Source organism: Geobacillus sp. CX412, assembly GCF_027942335.1.
In the GTDB taxonomy this organism is placed as follows: Bacteria; Bacillota; Bacilli; order Bacillales; family Anoxybacillaceae; genus Parageobacillus_B; species Parageobacillus_B toebii.
Genome location: NZ_CP103461.1, coordinates 2,262,906 through 2,281,793, shown reverse-complemented (window position 1 = coordinate 2,281,793; position 18,888 = coordinate 2,262,906). Strand labels below are relative to the sequence as shown.

Here is an 18,888-nt window from a genome sequence, read left to right as displayed (position 1 = left end):
ATAGCGATGGGAAAAATTCGTAAGCTCGATGACCAATTGTCCAATAAAATCGCCGCAGGGGAAGTCGTCGAGCGCCCTGCCTCCGTCGTTAAAGAGCTTGTTGAAAACGCGGTTGACGCCAATAGCACCATTATTGAAATTGAATTAGAAGAAGCAGGACTAGCGAAAATTCGCGTCATCGATAATGGGGACGGAATGGAAGAAGATGATTGCCTCGTTGCTTTTGAAAGACATGCGACAAGCAAAATTAAAGATGAGCACGATTTGTTTCGCATCCGCACGCTTGGCTTTCGCGGCGAAGCGCTGCCGAGCATCGCCTCCGTCTCGGAAGTTGAGATGAAAACAAGCACGGGAGACGGTCCAGGGACGAAAGTGGTTCTAAAAGGTGGAAAACTCGTTGTACACGAACGGACAACAAGCCGCAAGGGAACCGATATTACTGTATCTAACTTGTTTTTCAACACCCCGGCCCGTTTAAAATATATGAAAACGATTCATACTGAGCTTGGTCATGTCACCGATGTCGTCAACCGCCTTGCCATGGCGCATCCTGATATTTCGTTTCGGCTGCGCCATCACGGGAAGCAGCTGCTTTACACGAGCGGCAACGGCGATGTACGCCATGTGCTTGCCGCGATTTATGGCATGGATGTCGCGAAAAAGATGATTCCAATTCAAGCGGAATCGCTCGATTTTACCGTTCAAGGCTACATTTCGCTTCCTGAAGTGACGCGCGCTTCGCGAAATTACATTTCCACGATCGTCAACGGGCGATATGTGCGCAACATTCCGCTCGCAAAAGCGATCGAAGCGGGATATCATACACTGTTGCCGATCGGCCGCTATCCGATTGTATTTTTATCGATTGCGATGGATCCGATTTTAGTCGATGTCAATGTCCACCCGGCAAAATTAGAAGTACGTTTCAGCAAAGAAGCGGAATTAAACGAGCTCGTCACCCAAGCGATTCGCCAGGCGCTTCAAGCGCGGACGCTTATTCCTGAGATGACGATCAAGCAAAAAGAAACTCCAAAACCAAAAGCAGAACAAACGGCTTGGACGTTTGAACATGTCGTTAAAGAACCATTTGTTTCTCCACTCGTTCATGTAGATGAACCAAAACAAGTAGATGAGCCAAAGCAATCAAGTCCAGTGGAAGAACCCAAGGAGGAAATTCCTTCGTTTTTGCCGGCAGTGGAATCGAAACAAAATGATGTCGATGATGAACTAGTCGAAATGGACGAGCAAACGGAATCATCAGACGAACAAGAGCATGTGAATGACCGGCTTCCGCCGCTTTATCCAATCGGGCAAATGCACGGAACGTACATTTTGGCGCAAAATGAGAGAGGGCTTTACATCATTGACCAGCATGCTGCCCAAGAGCGCATTAAGTATGAATATTTTCGCGAAAAAGTTGGCGAAGTAATAAACGAAGTGCAGGAATTGCTTGTTCCGCTTACATTTCATTATCCGACAGATGAATATGTGCTAATTGACGCACATCGTGAAGAATTGGCGAAATGCGGCGTCTTTTTAGAACCGTTCGGGCACAATACGTTCATCGTCCGCTCCCACCCATCGTGGTTTCCAAAAGGGGAAGAAGCGGCGATTATTGAAGAAATGATCCAGCAAGTGATCGATATGAAAAAAGTCGATATTAAGCAGCTTCGTGAAAAAGCAGCGATTTTAATGAGCTGCAAACGTTCGATTAAAGCGAACGAGTATTTGCGCGATGACGAAATCTTCGCACTCTTGGAATCACTGCGCAAAACGACTGATCCATTCACCTGCCCGCACGGCCGCCCAATCATCATCCATTTTTCCACGTATGAGCTGGAGAAAATGTTTAAGAGAGTGATGTAAATATAAAAGCGCAACGCCTTGTTCCATCAAGGGGGGTGCGCTTTATTTTTTCGTTTGCCCTGTTTGTAAGCTCAAATCACTTTACGGATTGTTGTGTATGCAAACAAAAACACAGTAATTCGTTGTTCCGGAAGGGCGAACAGTAGATTAGGCAACGAAACAAAAGAGTAATTATGTTTCCAAAGAGGTGATAACGAATGAATGATAAAGAGCGGTTGAATGAAATTATAATTCGCTACAAGACTGTTAAACCGTTTGAATTTTATAACGACATCGGTGTTATCGCGATGGATGAAAAGGATAAAGATTGGCCTATTGAACAAGCGAAGAAAGCTGTGATATCTGAAGATTATTAGACCAACAACGAGCAATTAAAAAGAGAATTCAAAAATTTCTTTGGCTCTGTTGAGATAATCAAAGCAAAACAGATTGAGGTAGACAGAAAAATTAAGGACTTTACGAAAAGGGTTTATCGAGCGTTTCCGTGGGTTTTTCTTTAAGGGGCAACTAGAGAGTATGCGGGTAGCTTTTAGAAACAAAATAGCGGGTGGTGAGAACGTGCAGCAACTCACGATTTTTGATTTTCTTGAAGAAGTTGTCGAGAATGAATCGAGATATACCTTTGATAACGAAAAGGGATCATCGATGCAAATGCGAGGGAATTTTGATTCCCCGTTGGAACAAAGAACAAGGTCATTATGATTCTGTTTGTGCGCATTGCTTTTCAACTAAAGAACGTTTTTATCCAGCGAACATGTGTCAAAGATGCGGCTGCACAACGAACGTCTATCAAGTATGGCTGTACGACTATAACGCGGAAAATGTATGCAAATATTGCATAAGACAGGACATGTTGCTTTCGAAATTTTTTAAGCCGTCAATAAAAGGAAGTAATCTGAAGTAAACAAAATAGCAAGGTGAGTTTCAAAAAAGCACTTCTATAAAGAAGCGCATAATTACCTAAATAATTTATTTAAAGCCGGAATTAATTTGTTAAAATAAGGCTTGATTATGAAATCCTTAGCGCCTATTTGAAGAGCATCAATAATGAAACTTTTTTGCCCCATCGATGAACAAATTATTACTTTTGCTTTTGGATCAAATTTTAAAATATTTTTTAAAGCATCTAATCCATTCATAATAGGCATAATTAAGTCAAGTATAACAATGTCAGGTGATTTTTCTTTGTAAAGAGATACAGCATTACTACCATCAGAAGCTTCAGCGATAACTTGGTAACCATTAGCGGTTAAGAGATTCTTTAATAAGTTTCTCATAAACATTGAATCATCAGCAACTAATACAGTTTTATACATTTGAACCACCTTTGACTAAAAAAGTAAATATATATCCTTAAAAATGTACATATGACAGTGCGCCTAATAAGGAACCTTTAAAAAAATCACAATGATTTTTCATGGGAAAGACAACTGGCTGGCATGTCTATTGAAAATAGATTTAGCTCCTTTCGCTTTGCGTTTTGCCTTTTCGAGTAGTTTGGTGATGCAATATTAAATTTTTTGTATATATTTGTCGAAACTTGTCTAATAATCTAAAGAAATATTAACAAGTTTTATAGTTAAATTTACATAATGCTTTGTGGGATAGCTGTTTATGCTCAAAATAACAACATTGACATCGACAACAATACAAACAAAATAACTCACATGGCTCAAAATACGGACGTTGCTGATAACGATGGTGATAATGATGACGATACAGATTGGGGTTGGATTGGTTTGGTTGGTTTAGCAGGACTGTTAGGGTTGAGAAGAAGAAATGACAGAAGAGATTAGAACCAATAATTAATTTTTCTGATAGAAAAATGAAAGAAAAATGACAGAAAGATGACAGATTATTTTGTTTCGGACATGCTATGATTGTATCGTGGGATATGTTGAAGCAGGGCGTCACTCCGATGATATGATCCCCTTATAGTAGACAGAAAAAAGAAAGCCAATTAATCTGTCTACTATGGGGGGGATTTTTCTATGGGAAAATGCGAAAAACATATGATGCAAAGTTTAAAAAGAAAGCTGTGGATTTATATTTGGAAGAGGGCATGAGTCATAAAACGGTGGTGAAAGAATTAGGGATTGATAAGTCCGGTACATCGATGGGTGAAACGCTATGAATAGGAAGGAATACAAGGTCTGAAGGAAAAACGGGACAAATCGAAAGGACCAAATAAAGGAAGAACGAGAACTCATCCGGAAGATCCTGAAACAAAAATCAAGCGCCTTGAGGCGGAAGTAGAGATGCTAAAAAAGCTCTTAATTGATATGTTCTCTGAAGGATTTCTCAATAAATATGATTTATCTAACTTTAGTTTAACTGATCGTATATTTGGATATCATTTTTTGTGAGTCATATTCCAGGAGTACTTGAACCATCGGCTGAGCAACGAATTTCAAGTAGAGAGTCCTTACGAGCAATTGGAATATGTGTTGACTGCATCGGATGACCCTTCATACCGGACTAGGACTGCGAGTATCCGATTCAAGGCATCGACACGTTTTTTTGAGGCGATCAAAAAATACGGCCAGTCGCTAGAATTATCCGGCATGCTATTCAAAGATATTATTTTTAGCGGCGGTCGAATTCAACGTGATAAGAAGAAAGAGGTCCATGCCATTACAGAATAAAGGTTGAGCAACATGACATAAGACGGAGCACAAGTGCAGCAGCTGCACACGTCGTTCCGGCTTATTCCGTTTCAGTGGAACAACTTCTACTTTTCAATCAATCCACTTCTTCTAGAACGTCAAAAGCAACAAAATGCGTAGAGTTAGACTTTGTTAAGCGTTTGACTGCTTTTTCTTTCCGTGCTTGGAAACGTTGCATGATGGGCTTAAAGCAAGGCTTTGCTTGTTCATCCAGCATGATCATTTTTCCGTCAAGGATGCAGTCTGAAGGTAAATTAATATCCTTCATTTCTGGGTACTGGAAAGTACACTCATTTGGCGGCTAGTACTACCACTCCGGTAGTGTAGTAAGGCTCTGTGGCCGTCAAATTTGAGCTGATGAAGGTATCCTCTGGGTACTGCATCTGATTTATGAAGCAACATGGGCTTCAGCGGCTGGTGTCACACGCGATCCCCTCCATGCTCCCACAATACCATTAAGAAAATAACCATCAATATGAGAGTGATGGCAAAAATATAACATATATTTTTATATAACAGTAGTTGCATTTAGTCATCTGTTATAATACAATACTAATAAAAATAAATATTCGGAAAATTATTTTGAAGGTTCGTTCGACTTGAATGAGCGTCTTGTATCCGGTTACCATGTCGGCTGAGGATAAGCCGGTATTTGTCTTAATCAGGAACTTTTCATCCCGTAACCCCTCCTTGGCTAATGCTGCTTCATTGGAAACGTTAAGGTTTGTCCATCGTAATCGACATCGAAAAAGGATTGCATGTTCTTTTGGGTCAGGATTTCCGCGACCTTTATGATGGTATTTTTCGGATCGAGTTTTCTTCCCCGTTTACCAGGTTTGATGAGACATTCAGTATAGTGCTCTTTTAATTTTTTAGAGATGCGGTTTTGTAACCCCAAAAATGGTCCTTAACTGTCAAAGGTGAGTTATAATCCTCATTTCTCACTTTTTGAATTCGTTGATATATTCTTTAAAGAAAGCGAGGTAATGGAGATGAATGTAAAATCCCTCGAACAAGTATTTACCCAGACAGTAAAATTTTTCGAATGGCTGCTAGCGGGAATCATTATTGTAGCGGTAATTGCAGAAGGAACAATGCTCGTCCATGACCTATTCAGCTACATCATGGAAGGGGAAATCATGGAGAAATTTCAGGATTTTTTAGCTCATGCACTCTTGTATATTATTGGATTAGAGGTTGCACTTATGCTCATCAAGCACGATATGACACTCGTCATGGATATAATCATTTTTGCCATTGCCCGTAAGATGATCATCTTGAATGTGCATATGTGGGAGATTCTAGTCGGAATCTTAGCCATCTTTATCCTCTACTACCTTAAATGTTACGGACTGAGTTGCCGCTTTTTCCCCAACCGACCTTAATTTTTAACAATCAGAGTTAATTTTTTTCACAGCGTAAACGTTCCGAATTCATGGGGTCCAATTTTTTACATTCACTCGTTCAACGGCAGTTCGCTTTTTAGCTCTTTGTAATTCTGAATAGATTTTGAGCAATAAATTCAATTAAAAACTAGTAAATTTTCGGTACGGGGCATCCAGCGAATGATTGAAAGCTACAGCCTGCCGAATAAAAAACTTACGCCCCATACGTTTTGTAAGTGAATGCTGAAGGTCACGAACAACGACATTGAGAAAGTACGGCGGCTTGCCGGCCATAGCAATATCGCCACGACATCTCGATACTTAAAAGACAGCTATAGTGATTTGGCGGATGCGGTGGAGGCGTTGCTGAAATTTTAACAAAGTTGGTTGTGCATAGGTGTACCGATAACAATTGGGATAGTCCAGTACGGCCATGGCATCTTTGAACCTTTCTTCGAAGATTGCTATGGTCTTTGGCGTTTTCTTATCCCATTAGCCAGCACTTACTCCAGTTAAAGATGGTCAAATCGCTGGCGTCTGCTTAATTGAGTGATTCAAAAAAATTTTTATTTTTCATATTTCGCTATTTATCTCATTCCTTTAAATGATTATCAAACGCCTCTTGAACCTTATCCTTCTTGGGTGAAACAATTTTTCCCTTAACCTGCTTTAACGTCGCTACTATAAGAATGCTAACAATCACTAATAAGAACCATGAACTTACCTTTCCTAGATGAACGAGACTCCATGCATCGGTTTGGTTTGGATATTCCCAAGCTCCAAAGAACGTTGCGATATTTTCGGCTATCCATATAAAAAATCCGATGAGCACAAAAGAAAGTGCGAGTGGCATACGGTAACGAGTTCCATCAACCTCGAATGTGACCCATGATTGCCAAAAGACGATGATTACAAGTCCAGATAACCACCAACGAACGTCAATCCAATAATGGTGGGTGAAAAAATTCAAATAAATCGCAGCTGCAAGAGGTACAACTACCAAAAACGGTGGCCACTTAACCAGTTCAACCTTAAACCTCCTCCACGCCTGGCAAAGATAACTCGCTACACTTGCGTACATAAATCCACTATACAAAGGCACTCCAAAAATTTTGAAATATCCTTCCTCTGGATAAGACCAGGAGCCCATATGTACCTTGAAAAGTTCAAGAGCGAGCCCAATAAGGTGGAACAATGTGATAACCTTTAGTTCATCCCGTGTTTCAAGCCCAGAACGCACCATCCACCACTGCATCAGAAGGCAGATGATGAGCAGCCAGTCATACCGTGGTAGGAAGGGAAGTGGCATGAATTTTGTAAAAGCCAAAGAGGCAAAAATAACGACAGGAAACAAACATGATAGGGCCTGCTCCCAACCAAAACGAACGAGTTGTTTTAGGGCTCTCATGATTTGTGCCTCTTTATTATCCTTGAGTGTCTTCGTCGCTTTTGTATTCTAAAATATCTCCAGGCTGACATTCTAAAGCCTTACAAATCGCATTTAAAGTTGATAATCGAATCGCTTTTGCCTTTCCATTTTTCAATATAGAACGTGTTGCAAAACGCATAATGAATGCATAAATGCACATAAAAAATCCACCACCTTGGAAATCATATACAGTAGCCAAAAAACAACTCTCCAAAGGGTGGACACTATCATGATTTTCCATTTAAACAACGAACATGCATGGTCTTACGAAATGGATCCACTTTTAGCATCCTTATTTCGATATATTGACTCTCTGTCGTTGCCAGAAACACCGCATGTGACAGGAAGGCCGCCAGTGTTTGGATAATTATAATAGTTAAACAGTTTAGTAAAATTTGTTGCGCAAGGGGAGAGGGAACATAATATGCGCAATCATGAATTTAACGAACTATCTGCTTTTGTTATAATAAAAAAATGTACAGATCCATTTTATAGAAAAAGGAGGAAAAACATGACTGAATTGAGCAAGGTGCAGATTCAACATCAACGGTTATCTAAAGCTAAAATCGCTAAAAGAGCAACTGCTATTTTCATCGGGGCTGTTTTAATGGCAGTAGGACTTGAAATCTTTTTAGTCCCTAATAACATTATCGATGGAGGCATAACAGGCATTTCAATTATGCTTTCACATATTACGGGTTTTCGTCTTGGAATTTTTATTTTTCTTTTAAACCTTCCGTTCTTTTTTATGGGTTATAAACAAATTGGAAAAACTTTTGCTATCTCCTCATTGTTTGGGATTATCGTTTTATCCATTTTTACTTCTCTGTTTCATCCTATTCCAGCCTTCACAGACGACCTTTTATTAGCTACCATTTTTGGCGGAATGATTCTAGGTACGGGCGTAGGTCTTGTCATTCGTTATGGCGGCGCTTTGGATGGCACAGAAATACTCGCTATACTCATGAACAAAAAACTCCCTTTCTCTGTTGGCGAGATCATCATGTTTTTTAATATTTTTATTCTTGGTGCTGCTGGGTTTGTTTACACTTGGGATAGAGCAATGTATTCAATTTTAGCCTATGCGATTGCTTTTAAAACGATTGATGTTGTCATTAAAGGATTAGATGAATCGAAGTCGGCATGGATTATTAGTGATATTCCTGTAGCCATTGGGAATGCTATCATGAACCGATTAGGGCGCGGTGTTACATATTTAAGCGGAGAAGGAGCATTCTCTGGTGACGGTAAAAAAGTGATATTTTGTGTGATTACTCGTCTTGAGGAGGCCAAACTTAAAGAAATTGTCGAAGAAAATGACCCAAATGCTTTTTTAGCTATAGCAGATATGGCTGAAGTACGCGGTGGACGTTTTAAGAAAAGAGATATTCATTAAGGTGTCTTTTTCTAAATTGTAATCGAACAAAATTACGGAAACGGTACGTTTATTGGTGCAACATCAAAAGGTGTAAAAGTTGTTAAAATGAGTGATAAATATTGGAAAGACCGATATATAGGTGCTAAGCGAGTCATTAAGTAGATAAAAGGCTATATTAAAGCTTCTTGTTAATTGGTAGAAAAACGGCAGACTTTTAGTGGATATTTTGTTTGAAGCAGGGCGTCGCTCCGATCGGGGCGGCGCTTTTATTTTTAGGATAAAGCATGGAGTTTTATAAAGGAGCGAACGAAATGGAGTTTTCTGAATAAACTGGCTAAAAAAGAATAAGTCCAAACTTAGTGAAGAGTATTATGGCAAACTTGAAAAGGCAAAAATATTTGTATGGATAAAAAAATGGTGAAGCAAGCGATCCATCACTGGATATTATTCAGTCATTTCGTGTTTTATCAAATGTTGTTGGAAAATATATAAAAGAAAAAACATAATAGCAATTTTTTGTTAATTAAGGGTGATAAGTATGGAAAAGTTAAAAATCGGCGATTGGGTTTATTATGCAGGGGATGAATATCAATTAGAGGGTGCGTTGGGTTATGTTGATCGAGTGGTTGATTCTTATTGTGTTGTCGAATTTATACAAGACCGCAAAGGGAAACGATTAAAAAGGCGAAAAAGTTGCTCGATAGGGGAATTAATCCCGGCCAAAAGTAAATCACCGATGACGAAAGAGGATTTTGATACATTGATGGATTTGGCGTTGGCGACCAAAGATTTTGAATGGTGTAAACAGTTGCTCGAACAGTTGAAAGGACAAAAAAGCGGCAAAGTAGGTTGATTCGTCATTCAAAGTGAAAGCCACGATAAAAATTTGTTGTAAGAACTACACAGGAGAAAGCTGGTTTGGCCATATGGATGGGCAGATAAAAATCATTGTAAATCAGCCAGTTGATATGGATAAGGAAACAAAATGACCGTTTTGTTTCCGAGGAGGGAACAGGATGAGAAAAATTAAGTTTCAAGAAATTGCTAAAGGCTCTTCCCCGAGAGAATATTTAGAATCTATCAAACAGGATATATGCAGGACGAAAATGATCCAAATATTTACTGGGGAGAGCCTTCCAGTTATCTTAATTTACTAATTTAAGTAATCTACCATCGTTCTATAGATGATCGAAAATAATGAAGCCAAGGCTATTCATTTTCTGAGAAAAATGATAATATTCTTATGGAAATTCTACATACTGGTGGTGCATATATGTTTTCGTCGTTAAAACGATTTTTAATTGGCAGACCGTTGAAATCAACCGAACTAGGAGAACAAAAGCTGAACAAATTAAAGGCATTGGCTGTCTTATCTTCTGATGCTCTATCTTCGGTTGCGTACGGTACGGAACAGATTTTGCTTGTTCTTGCGTTGATTGGAGCGATTGCATTTTGGTATTCCATTCCTATTGCGATTGGAGTTCTTATTCTATTGGTGGCGCTTATTTTATCGTATCGCCAAATCATTTACTCTTATCCGCATGGAGGAGGGGCTTACGTCGTTTCCAAAACGAACCTAGGCATAAATCCGGGGCTCATTGCCGGAGGTTCTTTATTGGTCGACTATATTCTAACCGTGGCAGTAAGTGTGTCCGCGGGAACGGATGCCATTACATCCGCGTTTCCAGTTTTGCATCAACACACAGTAGGAATTGCTGTCGCACTGGTTGTGTTTATCACTATTCTTAATCTGAGAGGCGTAACCGAATCCGCTTCCGTTTTGGCATATCCCGTTTATTTGTTTGTGTTGGCGCTCGTAATTCTCATTATTGTTGGGATTTTTCATATTATAAATGGACAAGCACCGTCTACCTTACATACGCCGATCGGTACTGCGGTGCCTGGAATTACATTATTCTTGTTGCTTCGGGCGTTTGCATCTGGTTGCTCTGCGTTGACAGGGGTAGAAGCGATCTCCAACGCCGTTCCAAACTTCAAGGAACCGGCGGCAAAAAACGCTGCTAAAACGTTAGTGATGATGGGGTTCATTCTCGCTTTTCTATTTGTAGGAGTCACTTTTTTAGCATACTGGTATGGAATTGCTCCGAAAGCGGAAGAGACGGTTGTCTCCCAACTCGCTTCCGAAGTGTTTGGAAGAGGCTTTATGTATTACTTTATCCAAGGCACAACTGCCCTTATCTTAGTCTTGGCTGCAAATACCGGGTTTTCCGCATTTCCGCTGCTGGCATATAATCTGGCATCCGATAAATATATGCCAAGAATGTATCTTATCCGCGGCGACCGCTTAGGATATTCAAATGGAATCATCACGCTTGGTCTTGCTTCTATTTTGCTGATTATCGTTTTTAAAGGGCAAACGGAACAGCTCATTCCTTTGTATGCGGTTGGCGTATTCATTCCTTTCACTTTGTCGCAAACAGGAATGATTGTCAAATGGGTGCGCGAAAAACCGGCGGGGTGGGTCCCGAAGCTGCTTGTGAACTTGCTGGGAGCGATCATTACACTAACTGTACTGTGCATTTTCTTTATCACAAAATTTGCTCAAGTATGGTCTGTGCTTGTATTTCTTCCGATAATCGTATTTGTTTTTCACCGAATCCATAAGCACTATGATGCTGTGGCAGAACAACTGCGGGTCAATCCAAATGAGATTCCGGATAAAATAGAAGGAAATGTCGTCATTGTACCTGTTGCGGGAATCACAAAGGTAGTAGAGCAATCGTTAAATTACGCCCAAGCCATTGGGGATTATGTATTGGCTGTATATGTGGGATTTGACCGGGAAAGCATGCTTCGAATGGAAGAGAAATGGAAGAAATGGAGGCCAGACGTTCGCCTTGTTACACTAATTTCTTATTATCGCGATCTTATCACGCCAATTTCCAAGCTAGTGGATACGATTGAAAGCAAGGCAGGGGAAAGAAATTATACAGTAACGGTTTTGATTCCTCAATTTATACCGAAAAAAGGGTGGCATAACTTTTTGCATAACCAATCCAGCGTTTTGTTGAGATTGTACCTTCTATATAAGAAAAATGTGATTGTCTCCACAGTTCCTTATCGGCTTTATAAGTAGAAGTTCATATTCGATTGCATGCGGGGATGATTGCTGAATGATCATCCCCGTTTTTATTAATGGCTTCGTTCAGAGACGGAAGTATTCTTGGTTAAAATGATAAAACTTCTATTTAATCCAAAAATAATAATTACTAGGAAAAAGATACTGAAAACAAAATGATATTTTTAACCTGTAATGTAACTGTAATAGATTTGTAACCACTTCTTATTCTTTTTGTTATAGATTAGCAACTTTTTTTAAATATAATGATTGACGTCATAGAAACGAATACCAAAAATACATCTGTGGGGGAGCGCAAAATGAAAAAATCATTTATTCTTACAGGTACAATCATAAGTTCTTTATTAGCGGGCCAAACTGCTTTCGCTAGTAATTATACCGTCCAAAAAGGCGATACGCTTTGGGGAATATCGAAAAAATACAACACTACTGTAGAAACATTAAAACAAATGAATCATTTAACTTCTGATTTTATTTTCCCTGGCCAAATATTAAAAGTTAACGAAAGTGAAGATACATATGTAGTGAAGGCTGGCGACACCTTAAGTAAAATTGCAAGGCAATTTAATACGACTGTTGCTGCGTTATTAAGGATGAATCCCGAAATTTCTAATCCAAATTTTATTAAGGCAGGCCAAACTATTCGTTTGTCAGGATCAGCTTCAGTTCCTTCTACTAAGGAATCAGGTGCTAGCGGTTATTACATCGTTAAAGAAGGAGATACTCTTTCTGGCATCGCTAAAATGTTTCATACAACAGTTCGTTCATTGCTCGCTTTAAACCCGGAAATTACAAATCCTAATTTTATTCGAGCGGGACAATCTATTAAAGTTGCTGGAGAAAAAGCTCCTGCTCAATCTTCCAATCAAAAAATTTCTAAATCTTCCCCGGGTTCGATGTCTACCACTCCTTCCAATAGCACAAAAGCTGTGAATTCTTCTTTGGCTGATCGAGTCATTCAAATTGGTGAAAAATATTTAGGCGCTAAATATTTATATGGTGCCAGCCCATCTCGCACAGATGCATTTGATTGCTCATCTTTTACTATGCGGGTGTTGGTGAAGCTGGAATTTCTTTGCCACGCACTTCGACAGCACAATCACAAGCAGGCACGACGGTTTCTTTCAATCAGCTTCAAAAAGGAGATTTAGTCTTCTTTGATACAGACTTCGATGGAACGATCAATCACGTTGGAATTTATGCGGGTAACGGCCAAATGTTAAATGCTTCAACTTCTAAAGGCGTTTCTTATGCATCGATCGGTTCTTCTTATTGGCAAGAACGATTTGTGAAGGCAGTCCGTGTAATCAATTAATCTATGAAAAAGAGGCTGACTTCAAAAAGTCGATTCAGCGACTTTTGAGTCAGCCTTTTTTTTGTCAGTCTTATTCAACAAGCACCCTCGTTCGTTCCATAAAGTTCTCACACCATTCATTAATTTACAATTGAAAAATCAAAAGGCAAATCGAATTTTTGATTTACAACGTAACATTGTTATGTTACATTATATTGCATAGGAGGTGCACATGATGAAGGAGGAATTAATCTCGAAAAAAGAATTGCTCGAGCGAACAGGGATCTCTTATGGACAGCTTTATCGATGGAAACGGAAAAAGCTGATTCCCGAAGAATGGTTTATTCGCAAATCGACATTTACAGGGCAAGAAACGTTTTTTCCAAAAGAAAAAATACTAGCGAGAATCGAAAAAATTAAACAGATGAAAGATGATCTGTCACTCGATGAACTAGCAAATATGTTTTCGCCGAACCCTGCCGCGATTACTCTCCATAGAGACGAAATTATAAAACGTAACATTGTTTCGGAAGTGGCGCTGCAATTGTATATGGAACAAAAAGGAGAGCAGCACACTTTTTCCTTTACTGAACTGCTGCAGCTTTATATTCTTGATCAATTGCTGCAAACCGGGGAAATTAGTTTGGAAGAAGGAAAAAGCGTATTCGATGTGTTCGAGAAACATTATGCCGCGCTTCAAGGACGAAGTTGTGAATTGCTTTTCCTGCGAAAAATGGGAGTAGCAATATGTCTATTAGTAGCAAGCGGAAATGACGTCTATGTCGAAGAAAAGGCGAAAATCATTGTTCGTCTTCATGTGCCTACTTGCGTAGAGCAATTAAAACTGATGATATCGGAGGGATAAACAGATGGAAAGGAAGGATTTAGTTATCTCTGGCGCTGGAAGTGCTTCGGGTGGTCTATACAATTTGGTTAAAATTTCTGGAACCGGTAAGGTGCATGGAAATATCAACTGCAACGATATGGCGATTCATGGTACGGCAAAAATGGAAGGGAACGTAGAGGCAAAGGCGGCGCACATATCCGGAAAAGCCCGCATTGCGGGATCATTAAAAACGGAACATGTAAAAATCCATGGGAGCGCCCGGATTGACGGCAATGTACAATGCAAACAATTTGATTGTCATGGGAGCGCAAATGTAGACGGGAATTTATCGGCGGACGAAGTGCATATTCATGGAGAGGCAGTCATTAAAGGGGACTGTGACGCGGAACAATTTCAAGCGAGAGGGGAGTTTTCCATCGGCGGCTTATTAAATGCGGGGACTATTCAAATAAAGCTTTTTGGACATTGCCAAGCAAAAGAAATCGGCGGGGAGCGCATCGAAGTCAAACAGCCGGGAAGGACATGGCTGAAGAAACTGCTCTTTCCTGTCGGCTTGACCGCTGAAAGCATCGAAGGAGATGAAATTTATTTAGAGCATACGAACGCAAAAGCAGTCAGAGGCAACCGGGTGACGATCGGTCCTGGATGCGACATTGAAGTCGTGGAATATCAAGGTGAGTTTCAATGTAATCCAGGGGCGAAAGTCGGTGCTTATCAAAAAGTGTGAAGGAGGGAAAAAACCATGGGAGATATGCGCCATTTAACGGTAAACGGATCCGCGCTCACTTCGGGAGGAACGTTTCATAAAGTGACGATTCGCGGCGACGCCACCATTAACGGTGATTTATCGTGTGATCGCTGCAAGGTGTTTGGCAATGCCGATGTGAGCGGCAACATCGAGGCGAAGTCGTTCCACATCTTCGGTCAAGCCAATGTACGGAGAAATATTCAAGGAGGGACGATCAAGCTATTGGGGGAAATGAATCTACGCGGAAATGCCATGGTATACGATTTTCATCTCCGCGGCGCCGCCCATGTGGATGGTGATGTAACAGGAGGAACAATTCATGGTTACGGAGAAATGAAAGTGTTCCGCGATTGTGAGGCGGACGTTTTTTCTGTCAAAGGCGCGGTGGAGATTGGCGGCACCCTAAACGCCGAGCAGGTCGAATTGTATCTCCATTTTGCGGATAGCCGCATCGCCGAAATTGGCGGGAAAACGATTCAAGTCAAACGGAGTAAAGCATTGAGTATTCTTCACTTTTTAAAACGATTTGCTCCCGATTCGGCAAAGTTAAAAGCGGAAACGATTGAAGGGGATGACATTTATTTAGAACATACCAACGCCAAAATTGTCAGAGGCGACCGCATCATCATTGGCCCAGGCTGCAACATTGATCTTGTGGAATATCACACAAGCTTTCAGCAAGACGAAAAGGCGACCGTGAAAGCAAAAAGAAGATCATAATTTACGGATCGATTAAAAGAAGCGTTTCACGGAATGGCAAACAGGGTTCCGTCCATGAGCATTCATGCCCTTCATGCGATTCTTTCGCCGGAAGCGCGCGCCCATATCCCAGCGCCTATACTCGAAAAAATAACGGCCGCGTTGGCTTCTTCCATCGCGCATATGTTCTTATGGAGCCTAATTCCCGCAGCGCTGACGCTTCTGTTCGTCTTTTTCATGCCAAACGATCGGTTCGCATCGATGCATGCCGCACAAAGCGGCAAGGTGCAGGTCGGGAAGGAATAAATTTCGTGTAATGAAAAAGCGAATGCCGGCAATACACGGCATCCGCTTTTTATTTATACTCTTTTTTGGTAATCGGTTCTTTTTGAAACGAACGAATTAATGAGATGACGATCAAAATCATAATGATCGCAAACGGAAACGCAGCGATGATTGATGCGGTTTGCAGTGCTTCTAAGCCGCCTGTCCAAAGCAAGATAGCAGCTGCTGCCGATTGAACGATTCCCCAAATAAATTTTACCGAATTTGGCGGATTCAACATTCCTTTTGTTGTTTGCATACCAAGAACGAACGTAGCGGAATCGGCTGATGTGACGAAAAATGTACAAATTAATAAAATAGCTAATCCCGACAAAATAGTGCCAAATGGGAATTGCTGCAACGTGAAAAACAGTGCTGTTTCCATCCCTTTTTCGTTAATGACATCGATGATGCTGATATGTTGAAACCGTTCTAGATATAACGCCGAACCGCCAAAGACAGAAAACCATAAGGCACTAAATACGGTCGGAACGGCTAACACACCGATCATAAATTCACGTATGGTACGACCTCTTGAGATGCGGGCGATGAACGTTCCAACAAACGGCGCCCACGCAATCCACCATGCCCAATAAAATATTGTCCACGATTTGGGCCAGTCGCTTTGTTCAAACGGCGCCAACCGGAAACTCATGGACGGCAAGTTTTGCAAATAGGAACCAATCGTCGTTGTAAACACATCCATAATAAAATTCGTCGGGCCAACAAAAAGCAAAAAAAACATCAGCAGGACGGCAAGAATGATGTTTATGTCACTCAATATTTTAATTCCTTTATTCAATCCTGTTTGCGCGGAAAGCATAAATAAAAACGTAACAACGATAATGATCAACAATTGAGTTGTAAAGTTGTTTGGTATGGATGGAAATAAATGCGATAATCCTCCGGCAATTTGAATTGCTCCAAGCCCTAACGAAGTTGCAACACCAAAGATCGTTGCGTATACAGAGAGCGTATCAATCGCGACGCCGACAGCGCCATTTATTTTATCGCCAAATATTGGCCGCAATACACGGCTAATAATCCCAGGTTCTTTTTTGCGGAATTGGAAATACGCAAGCGCTAGAGCAATTACACAATAAATCGCCCACGGATGAAGCCCCCAATGAAAAAAGGCATATCGCATCGCCATGCGGGCTGCTTCCGGCGTTTCTCCTTCTCCGGCAGGTGGCGCATAATAGTGGGAAACTGGTTCAGCCACCCCCCAAAACACTAACCCGATTCCCATACCGGCACTAAACAACATCGCAAACCATGTGATGTTACTATACTCTGGCTTTTCATTGTCTCCGCCAAGACGAATATTTCCGTATTTAGAAAAAATTAAGAACAAACCAAAGGCAAGAAATGTCGTTGCTGCCAATAAATAAAACCAGCCGAATTTATCAATTAAAAAGGAATGCATTGCTGTACTAACAGCACCTAAGTTATAGTCGGGCAGTTTATTGGCAGGAATCACTCCCCAAAAAATAAATAAAATAGCAATTGCTATTGAAAAATAAAACACGCTTGTTGTTTTTTTCATCTAATTCCTCCTTTAGTATTAATATATGCCGATGAGGATCGTGTTAGCGTTTTCGGGTGCCGGAGAAGGAAGGAAAAAAGCTTTCCGTTTCTATGGTAACGAAAAAATACAGAAATGGCAATGGATTTGCTTTTATTATAACTATAACAGGAGACAAGCATTTTTTTGGTAGGGAAACGGTTATGTCATGTAAAATAAAATATTCATGGCAGATAAAAAGGAGGATAGACAATGGTGAATAACAGAATATCCGTAATGGTGAGCATTGTGCTCGCGATGCTCGTGGCATCGATGGATACAACGATCATGAATACGACGATGCCGATCATTGCCAAAGAACTTGGAGGATTTTCTCTTTACGCGTGGTCGTTTGCTTCCTACATGATCACGACAACCGTTCTTTCTCCAATCGCCGGGAGACTTTCCGACATATTTGGGAGAAAGAAAGTATTTAGCTTCGGCATTATTTTATTTCTAATCGGTTCTCTTCTTTGCGGGATGTCGCAAAATATGGTCCAGCTTGTTATATTCCGTGCTGTCCAAGGAATTGGCGCAGGTTTTATGATGCCGTTTCCTGCCATTATTGCCGGGGATTTATTTCCGATTGAAAAGCGCGGAAAAATTCAAGCGTTTTTTACGGCAATGTGGGGGATTTCCGCAGTTCTTGCGCCAATGTTAGGAACCTTGTTTGTCGAATACGCATCATGGCGCTGGATTTTTTATGTGAATATCCCGATTTGCTTGCTTTCCTTGCTCACACTATTGCCATATAAAGAAGTGTACGAACCAAAACGGGCGGTGATTGACTATATTGGAGCGGTATTATTTGCGGCCGCGATCAGCCTTTTTCTATTGACGACGGTAGTCGAAAGCAACCATTGGATGTATGGCGGCATTGGCGCTGTGTTATTAGTTATTTTTTACTTATATGAAAAAAAGCAAACGTCTCCGCTCGTTCCATTGACGCTCGTGCAGCATAAAACGTTAAAATGGATGAACATGAACGGATTTGTCAGCTGTGTCGCTTTATTTGGCACGTCTAGCTACATTCCGCTATTTTTGCAAAATATCGCCCATCAATCGGTGTTTGCAAGCGGTGTCGCCCTTTTAGGCATGTCGATTGGTTGGATGATTGTGGCAGTGCCGGCGGGAAAATGGATTTTGCGCTATGGGTATCGCATGTTATTGATTATCGGAAACGTTCTTCTTGTGCTTTCTGGACTGCTGCTAGCACTTTTAAATGAAAGCCACGGATTTTTGTATGTCTTTTTTGCCATGTTCATTCAAGGGCTGTCGTTTGGATTGACATCTACTGTCGGTGTCATCGGCTCGCAGCAGCTTGCCGATGCGCATGAAAAGGGAATCGCGACTTCATTTTTCATGTTTTGCCGCAACATCGGCACAGCCATTGGTGTAACGATTATGGGCGCCTTTTTAACGAAAGCGGCTGATTTTATGACTGGCATCCATCATCTGTTTTTATTTGGATTTATCGGCAGCATTGTGGCTTTATTCACATCGTTTTTCATTCGTGATGAGTCGGAACAGAAAAAAAATAATTTGCTTCGTTCCGGGGAAATGTCCTAAATATTTAACATGATATACC

General features: G+C 40.7%; 20 protein-coding genes, 3 pseudogenes and 1 riboswitch. Of the genes and pseudogenes, 18 read left to right on the top strand and 5 right to left on the bottom strand.

Annotated features, from left to right (window positions below):
- Nucleotides 1-6 precede the first annotated feature (6 nt).
- Nucleotides 7-1,866 (top strand): DNA mismatch repair endonuclease MutL, encoded by a 1,860-nt coding sequence (mutL, locus tag NXM86_RS11890; RefSeq protein WP_089097092.1) that lies wholly within the window; start codon nucleotides 7-9, stop codon nucleotides 1,864-1,866.
- A 197-nt stretch (nucleotides 1,867-2,063) separates the two neighbouring features.
- The gene (locus tag NXM86_RS11885) at nucleotides 2,064-2,222 is read left to right on the top strand and encodes a hypothetical protein (RefSeq protein ID WP_156482437.1); all 159 of its coding nucleotides are present in this window, start codon (nucleotides 2,064-2,066) and stop codon (nucleotides 2,220-2,222) included.
- A 600-nt stretch (nucleotides 2,223-2,822) separates the two neighbouring features.
- Here NXM86_RS11885 and NXM86_RS11880 read toward each other — a convergent pair.
- Entirely contained in the window at nucleotides 2,823-3,182 is a 360-nt protein-coding gene (locus tag NXM86_RS11880; RefSeq protein ID WP_062753312.1) for a response regulator, read from the bottom strand.
- A gap of 106 nt (nucleotides 3,183-3,288) precedes the next feature.
- Nucleotides 3,289-3,361, bottom strand: a riboswitch (cyclic di-GMP riboswitch).
- A gap of 97 nt (nucleotides 3,362-3,458) precedes the next feature.
- Between NXM86_RS11880 and NXM86_RS11875 the strand changes: the two genes are divergently transcribed.
- The 3 genes and pseudogenes from NXM86_RS11875 to NXM86_RS11865 all read left to right on the top strand — a co-directional run.
- Nucleotides 3,459-3,662: a WGxxGxxG family protein gene (locus tag NXM86_RS11875; RefSeq protein WP_081189809.1), complete on the top strand. Its 204-nt coding sequence runs from the start codon at nucleotides 3,459-3,461 to the stop codon at nucleotides 3,660-3,662.
- A 203-nt stretch (nucleotides 3,663-3,865) separates the two neighbouring features.
- On the top strand, nucleotides 3,866-4,000 hold the full coding sequence (locus NXM86_RS11870; RefSeq protein WP_498958081.1) for a transposase: 135 nt from the start codon (nucleotides 3,866-3,868) through the stop codon (nucleotides 3,998-4,000).
- Between the two features lie 232 nt (nucleotides 4,001-4,232).
- Nucleotides 4,233-4,484: pseudogene (locus tag NXM86_RS11865) on the top strand (helicase); the annotation flags it as partial.
- 124 nt (nucleotides 4,485-4,608) lie between these two features.
- Here the strand turns inward: NXM86_RS11865 and NXM86_RS11860 are convergent.
- Nucleotides 4,609-4,749 (bottom strand): hypothetical protein, encoded by a 141-nt coding sequence (locus NXM86_RS11860; RefSeq protein ID WP_498958080.1) that lies wholly within the window; start codon nucleotides 4,747-4,749, stop codon nucleotides 4,609-4,611.
- Between the two features lie 775 nt (nucleotides 4,750-5,524).
- Here NXM86_RS11860 and NXM86_RS11855 point away from each other — a divergent pair.
- Together NXM86_RS11855 and NXM86_RS11850 are read left to right on the top strand one after the other, a co-directional pair.
- Complete coding sequence (locus NXM86_RS11855; protein WP_141103841.1) at nucleotides 5,525-5,917, top strand: phosphate-starvation-inducible PsiE family protein; 393 nt, start codon at nucleotides 5,525-5,527, stop codon at nucleotides 5,915-5,917.
- 144 nt (nucleotides 5,918-6,061) lie between these two features.
- Nucleotides 6,062-6,295, top strand: a pseudogene (locus NXM86_RS11850) (tyrosine-type recombinase/integrase); the annotation flags it as partial.
- A 214-nt stretch (nucleotides 6,296-6,509) separates the two neighbouring features.
- Here NXM86_RS11850 and NXM86_RS11845 read toward each other — a convergent pair.
- Together NXM86_RS11845 and NXM86_RS11840 are read right to left on the bottom strand one after the other, a co-directional pair.
- A complete protein-coding gene (locus tag NXM86_RS11845; protein ID WP_081188988.1) occupies nucleotides 6,510-7,325 on the bottom strand; it encodes a DUF817 domain-containing protein in 816 nt (271 codons plus the stop codon).
- Nucleotides 7,326-7,341: 16 nt separating this feature from the next.
- Nucleotides 7,342-7,506: a helix-turn-helix domain-containing protein gene (locus NXM86_RS11840; RefSeq protein WP_498959037.1), complete on the bottom strand. Its 165-nt coding sequence runs from the start codon at nucleotides 7,504-7,506 to the stop codon at nucleotides 7,342-7,344.
- Nucleotides 7,507-7,575: 69 nt separating this feature from the next.
- On the opposite strand from NXM86_RS11840, the pseudogene NXM86_RS11835 reads away from it, so the two are divergent.
- From NXM86_RS11835 to NXM86_RS11790, 10 genes and pseudogenes are all read left to right on the top strand, one after another.
- Nucleotides 7,576-7,704, top strand: a pseudogene (locus NXM86_RS11835) (ISNCY family transposase); the annotation flags it as partial.
- A gap of 153 nt (nucleotides 7,705-7,857) precedes the next feature.
- Entirely contained in the window at nucleotides 7,858-8,742 is an 885-nt protein-coding gene (locus NXM86_RS11830; RefSeq protein ID WP_015863536.1) for a YitT family protein, read from the top strand.
- Nucleotides 8,743-9,262: 520 nt separating this feature from the next.
- The gene (locus tag NXM86_RS11825; RefSeq protein ID WP_062753305.1) at nucleotides 9,263-9,577 is read left to right on the top strand and encodes a hypothetical protein; all 315 of its coding nucleotides are present in this window, start codon (nucleotides 9,263-9,265) and stop codon (nucleotides 9,575-9,577) included.
- Nucleotides 9,578-9,997: 420 nt separating this feature from the next.
- Nucleotides 9,998-11,821, top strand: coding sequence for a potassium transporter KimA (locus NXM86_RS11820; RefSeq protein ID WP_171699246.1), 1,824 nt, complete (start codon nucleotides 9,998-10,000; stop codon nucleotides 11,819-11,821).
- Between the two features lie 302 nt (nucleotides 11,822-12,123).
- Nucleotides 12,124-12,975 carry a LysM peptidoglycan-binding domain-containing protein gene (locus NXM86_RS11815; RefSeq protein WP_498958079.1) on the top strand — a complete coding sequence of 284 codons (852 nt, stop codon included), beginning with the start codon at nucleotides 12,124-12,126 and terminating at the stop codon, nucleotides 12,973-12,975.
- The gene (locus tag NXM86_RS11810) at nucleotides 12,900-13,139 is read left to right on the top strand and encodes a C40 family peptidase (RefSeq protein WP_498958078.1); all 240 of its coding nucleotides are present in this window, start codon (nucleotides 12,900-12,902) and stop codon (nucleotides 13,137-13,139) included. The genes NXM86_RS11815 and NXM86_RS11810 overlap by 76 nt, the downstream gene beginning before the upstream one ends.
- A gap of 214 nt (nucleotides 13,140-13,353) precedes the next feature.
- The gene (locus tag NXM86_RS11805) at nucleotides 13,354-13,983 is read left to right on the top strand and encodes a YhbD family protein (RefSeq protein WP_498959036.1); all 630 of its coding nucleotides are present in this window, start codon (nucleotides 13,354-13,356) and stop codon (nucleotides 13,981-13,983) included.
- Between the two features lie 4 nt (nucleotides 13,984-13,987).
- Nucleotides 13,988-14,692, top strand: coding sequence for a bactofilin family protein (locus NXM86_RS11800; protein ID WP_498958077.1), 705 nt, complete (start codon nucleotides 13,988-13,990; stop codon nucleotides 14,690-14,692).
- Between the two features lie 15 nt (nucleotides 14,693-14,707).
- On the top strand, nucleotides 14,708-15,433 hold the full coding sequence (locus tag NXM86_RS11795; RefSeq protein ID WP_498958076.1) for a bactofilin family protein: 726 nt from the start codon (nucleotides 14,708-14,710) through the stop codon (nucleotides 15,431-15,433).
- Between the two features lie 54 nt (nucleotides 15,434-15,487).
- Nucleotides 15,488-15,718, top strand: a complete 231-nt coding sequence (locus NXM86_RS11790) for a hypothetical protein (protein ID WP_498958075.1) — start codon at nucleotides 15,488-15,490, stop codon at nucleotides 15,716-15,718.
- Nucleotides 15,719-15,767: 49 nt separating this feature from the next.
- On the opposite strand, the gene NXM86_RS11785 is transcribed toward NXM86_RS11790, so the two are convergent.
- Nucleotides 15,768-17,282 (bottom strand): glycine betaine uptake BCCT transporter, encoded by a 1,515-nt coding sequence (locus NXM86_RS11785; RefSeq protein ID WP_089097102.1) that lies wholly within the window; start codon nucleotides 17,280-17,282, stop codon nucleotides 15,768-15,770.
- Between the two features lie 234 nt (nucleotides 17,283-17,516).
- On the opposite strand from NXM86_RS11785, the gene NXM86_RS11780 reads away from it, so the two are divergent.
- On the top strand, nucleotides 17,517-18,869 hold the full coding sequence (locus NXM86_RS11780) for an MDR family MFS transporter (protein WP_089097484.1): 1,353 nt from the start codon (nucleotides 17,517-17,519) through the stop codon (nucleotides 18,867-18,869).
- Nucleotides 18,870-18,888 lie beyond the last annotated feature (19 nt).

What these genes read in the sequence shown, in the direction of transcription:
- NXM86_RS11870 (WP_498958081.1), top strand. Translation starts at nt 3,866, where the DNA reads ATGCGAAAAACATATGATGCAAAGTTTAAAAAGAAAGCTGTGGATTTA.
- NXM86_RS11875 (WP_081189809.1), top strand. Translation starts at nt 3,459, where the DNA reads ATGCTTTGTGGGATAGCTGTTTATGCTCAAAATAACAACATTGACATC.
- NXM86_RS11820 (WP_171699246.1), top strand. Translation starts at nt 9,998, where the DNA reads ATGTTTTCGTCGTTAAAACGATTTTTAATTGGCAGACCGTTGAAATCA.
- NXM86_RS11840 (WP_498959037.1), bottom strand. Translation starts at nt 7,506, where the DNA reads ATGTGCATTTATGCATTCATTATGCGTTTTGCAACACGTTCTATATTG.
- NXM86_RS11885 (WP_156482437.1), top strand. Translation starts at nt 2,064, where the DNA reads ATGAATGATAAAGAGCGGTTGAATGAAATTATAATTCGCTACAAGACT.
- NXM86_RS11855 (WP_141103841.1), top strand. Translation starts at nt 5,525, where the DNA reads ATGAATGTAAAATCCCTCGAACAAGTATTTACCCAGACAGTAAAATTT.
- NXM86_RS11880 (WP_062753312.1), bottom strand. Translation starts at nt 3,182, where the DNA reads ATGTATAAAACTGTATTAGTTGCTGATGATTCAATGTTTATGAGAAAC.
- NXM86_RS11805 (WP_498959036.1), top strand. Translation starts at nt 13,354, where the DNA reads ATGAAGGAGGAATTAATCTCGAAAAAAGAATTGCTCGAGCGAACAGGG.
- NXM86_RS11795 (WP_498958076.1), top strand. Translation starts at nt 14,708, where the DNA reads ATGGGAGATATGCGCCATTTAACGGTAAACGGATCCGCGCTCACTTCG.
- NXM86_RS11785 (WP_089097102.1), bottom strand. Translation starts at nt 17,282, where the DNA reads ATGAAAAAAACAACAAGCGTGTTTTATTTTTCAATAGCAATTGCTATT.
- NXM86_RS11830 (WP_015863536.1), top strand. Translation starts at nt 7,858, where the DNA reads ATGACTGAATTGAGCAAGGTGCAGATTCAACATCAACGGTTATCTAAA.
- NXM86_RS11845 (WP_081188988.1), bottom strand. Translation starts at nt 7,325, where the DNA reads ATGAGAGCCCTAAAACAACTCGTTCGTTTTGGTTGGGAGCAGGCCCTA.
- mutL (WP_089097092.1), top strand. Translation starts at nt 7, where the DNA reads ATGGGAAAAATTCGTAAGCTCGATGACCAATTGTCCAATAAAATCGCC.
- NXM86_RS11825 (WP_062753305.1), top strand. Translation starts at nt 9,263, where the DNA reads ATGGAAAAGTTAAAAATCGGCGATTGGGTTTATTATGCAGGGGATGAA.
- NXM86_RS11790 (WP_498958075.1), top strand. Translation starts at nt 15,488, where the DNA reads ATGAGCATTCATGCCCTTCATGCGATTCTTTCGCCGGAAGCGCGCGCC.
- NXM86_RS11800 (WP_498958077.1), top strand. Translation starts at nt 13,988, where the DNA reads ATGGAAAGGAAGGATTTAGTTATCTCTGGCGCTGGAAGTGCTTCGGGT.
- NXM86_RS11815 (WP_498958079.1), top strand. Translation starts at nt 12,124, where the DNA reads ATGAAAAAATCATTTATTCTTACAGGTACAATCATAAGTTCTTTATTA.
- NXM86_RS11860 (WP_498958080.1), bottom strand. Translation starts at nt 4,749, where the DNA reads ATGCTGGATGAACAAGCAAAGCCTTGCTTTAAGCCCATCATGCAACGT.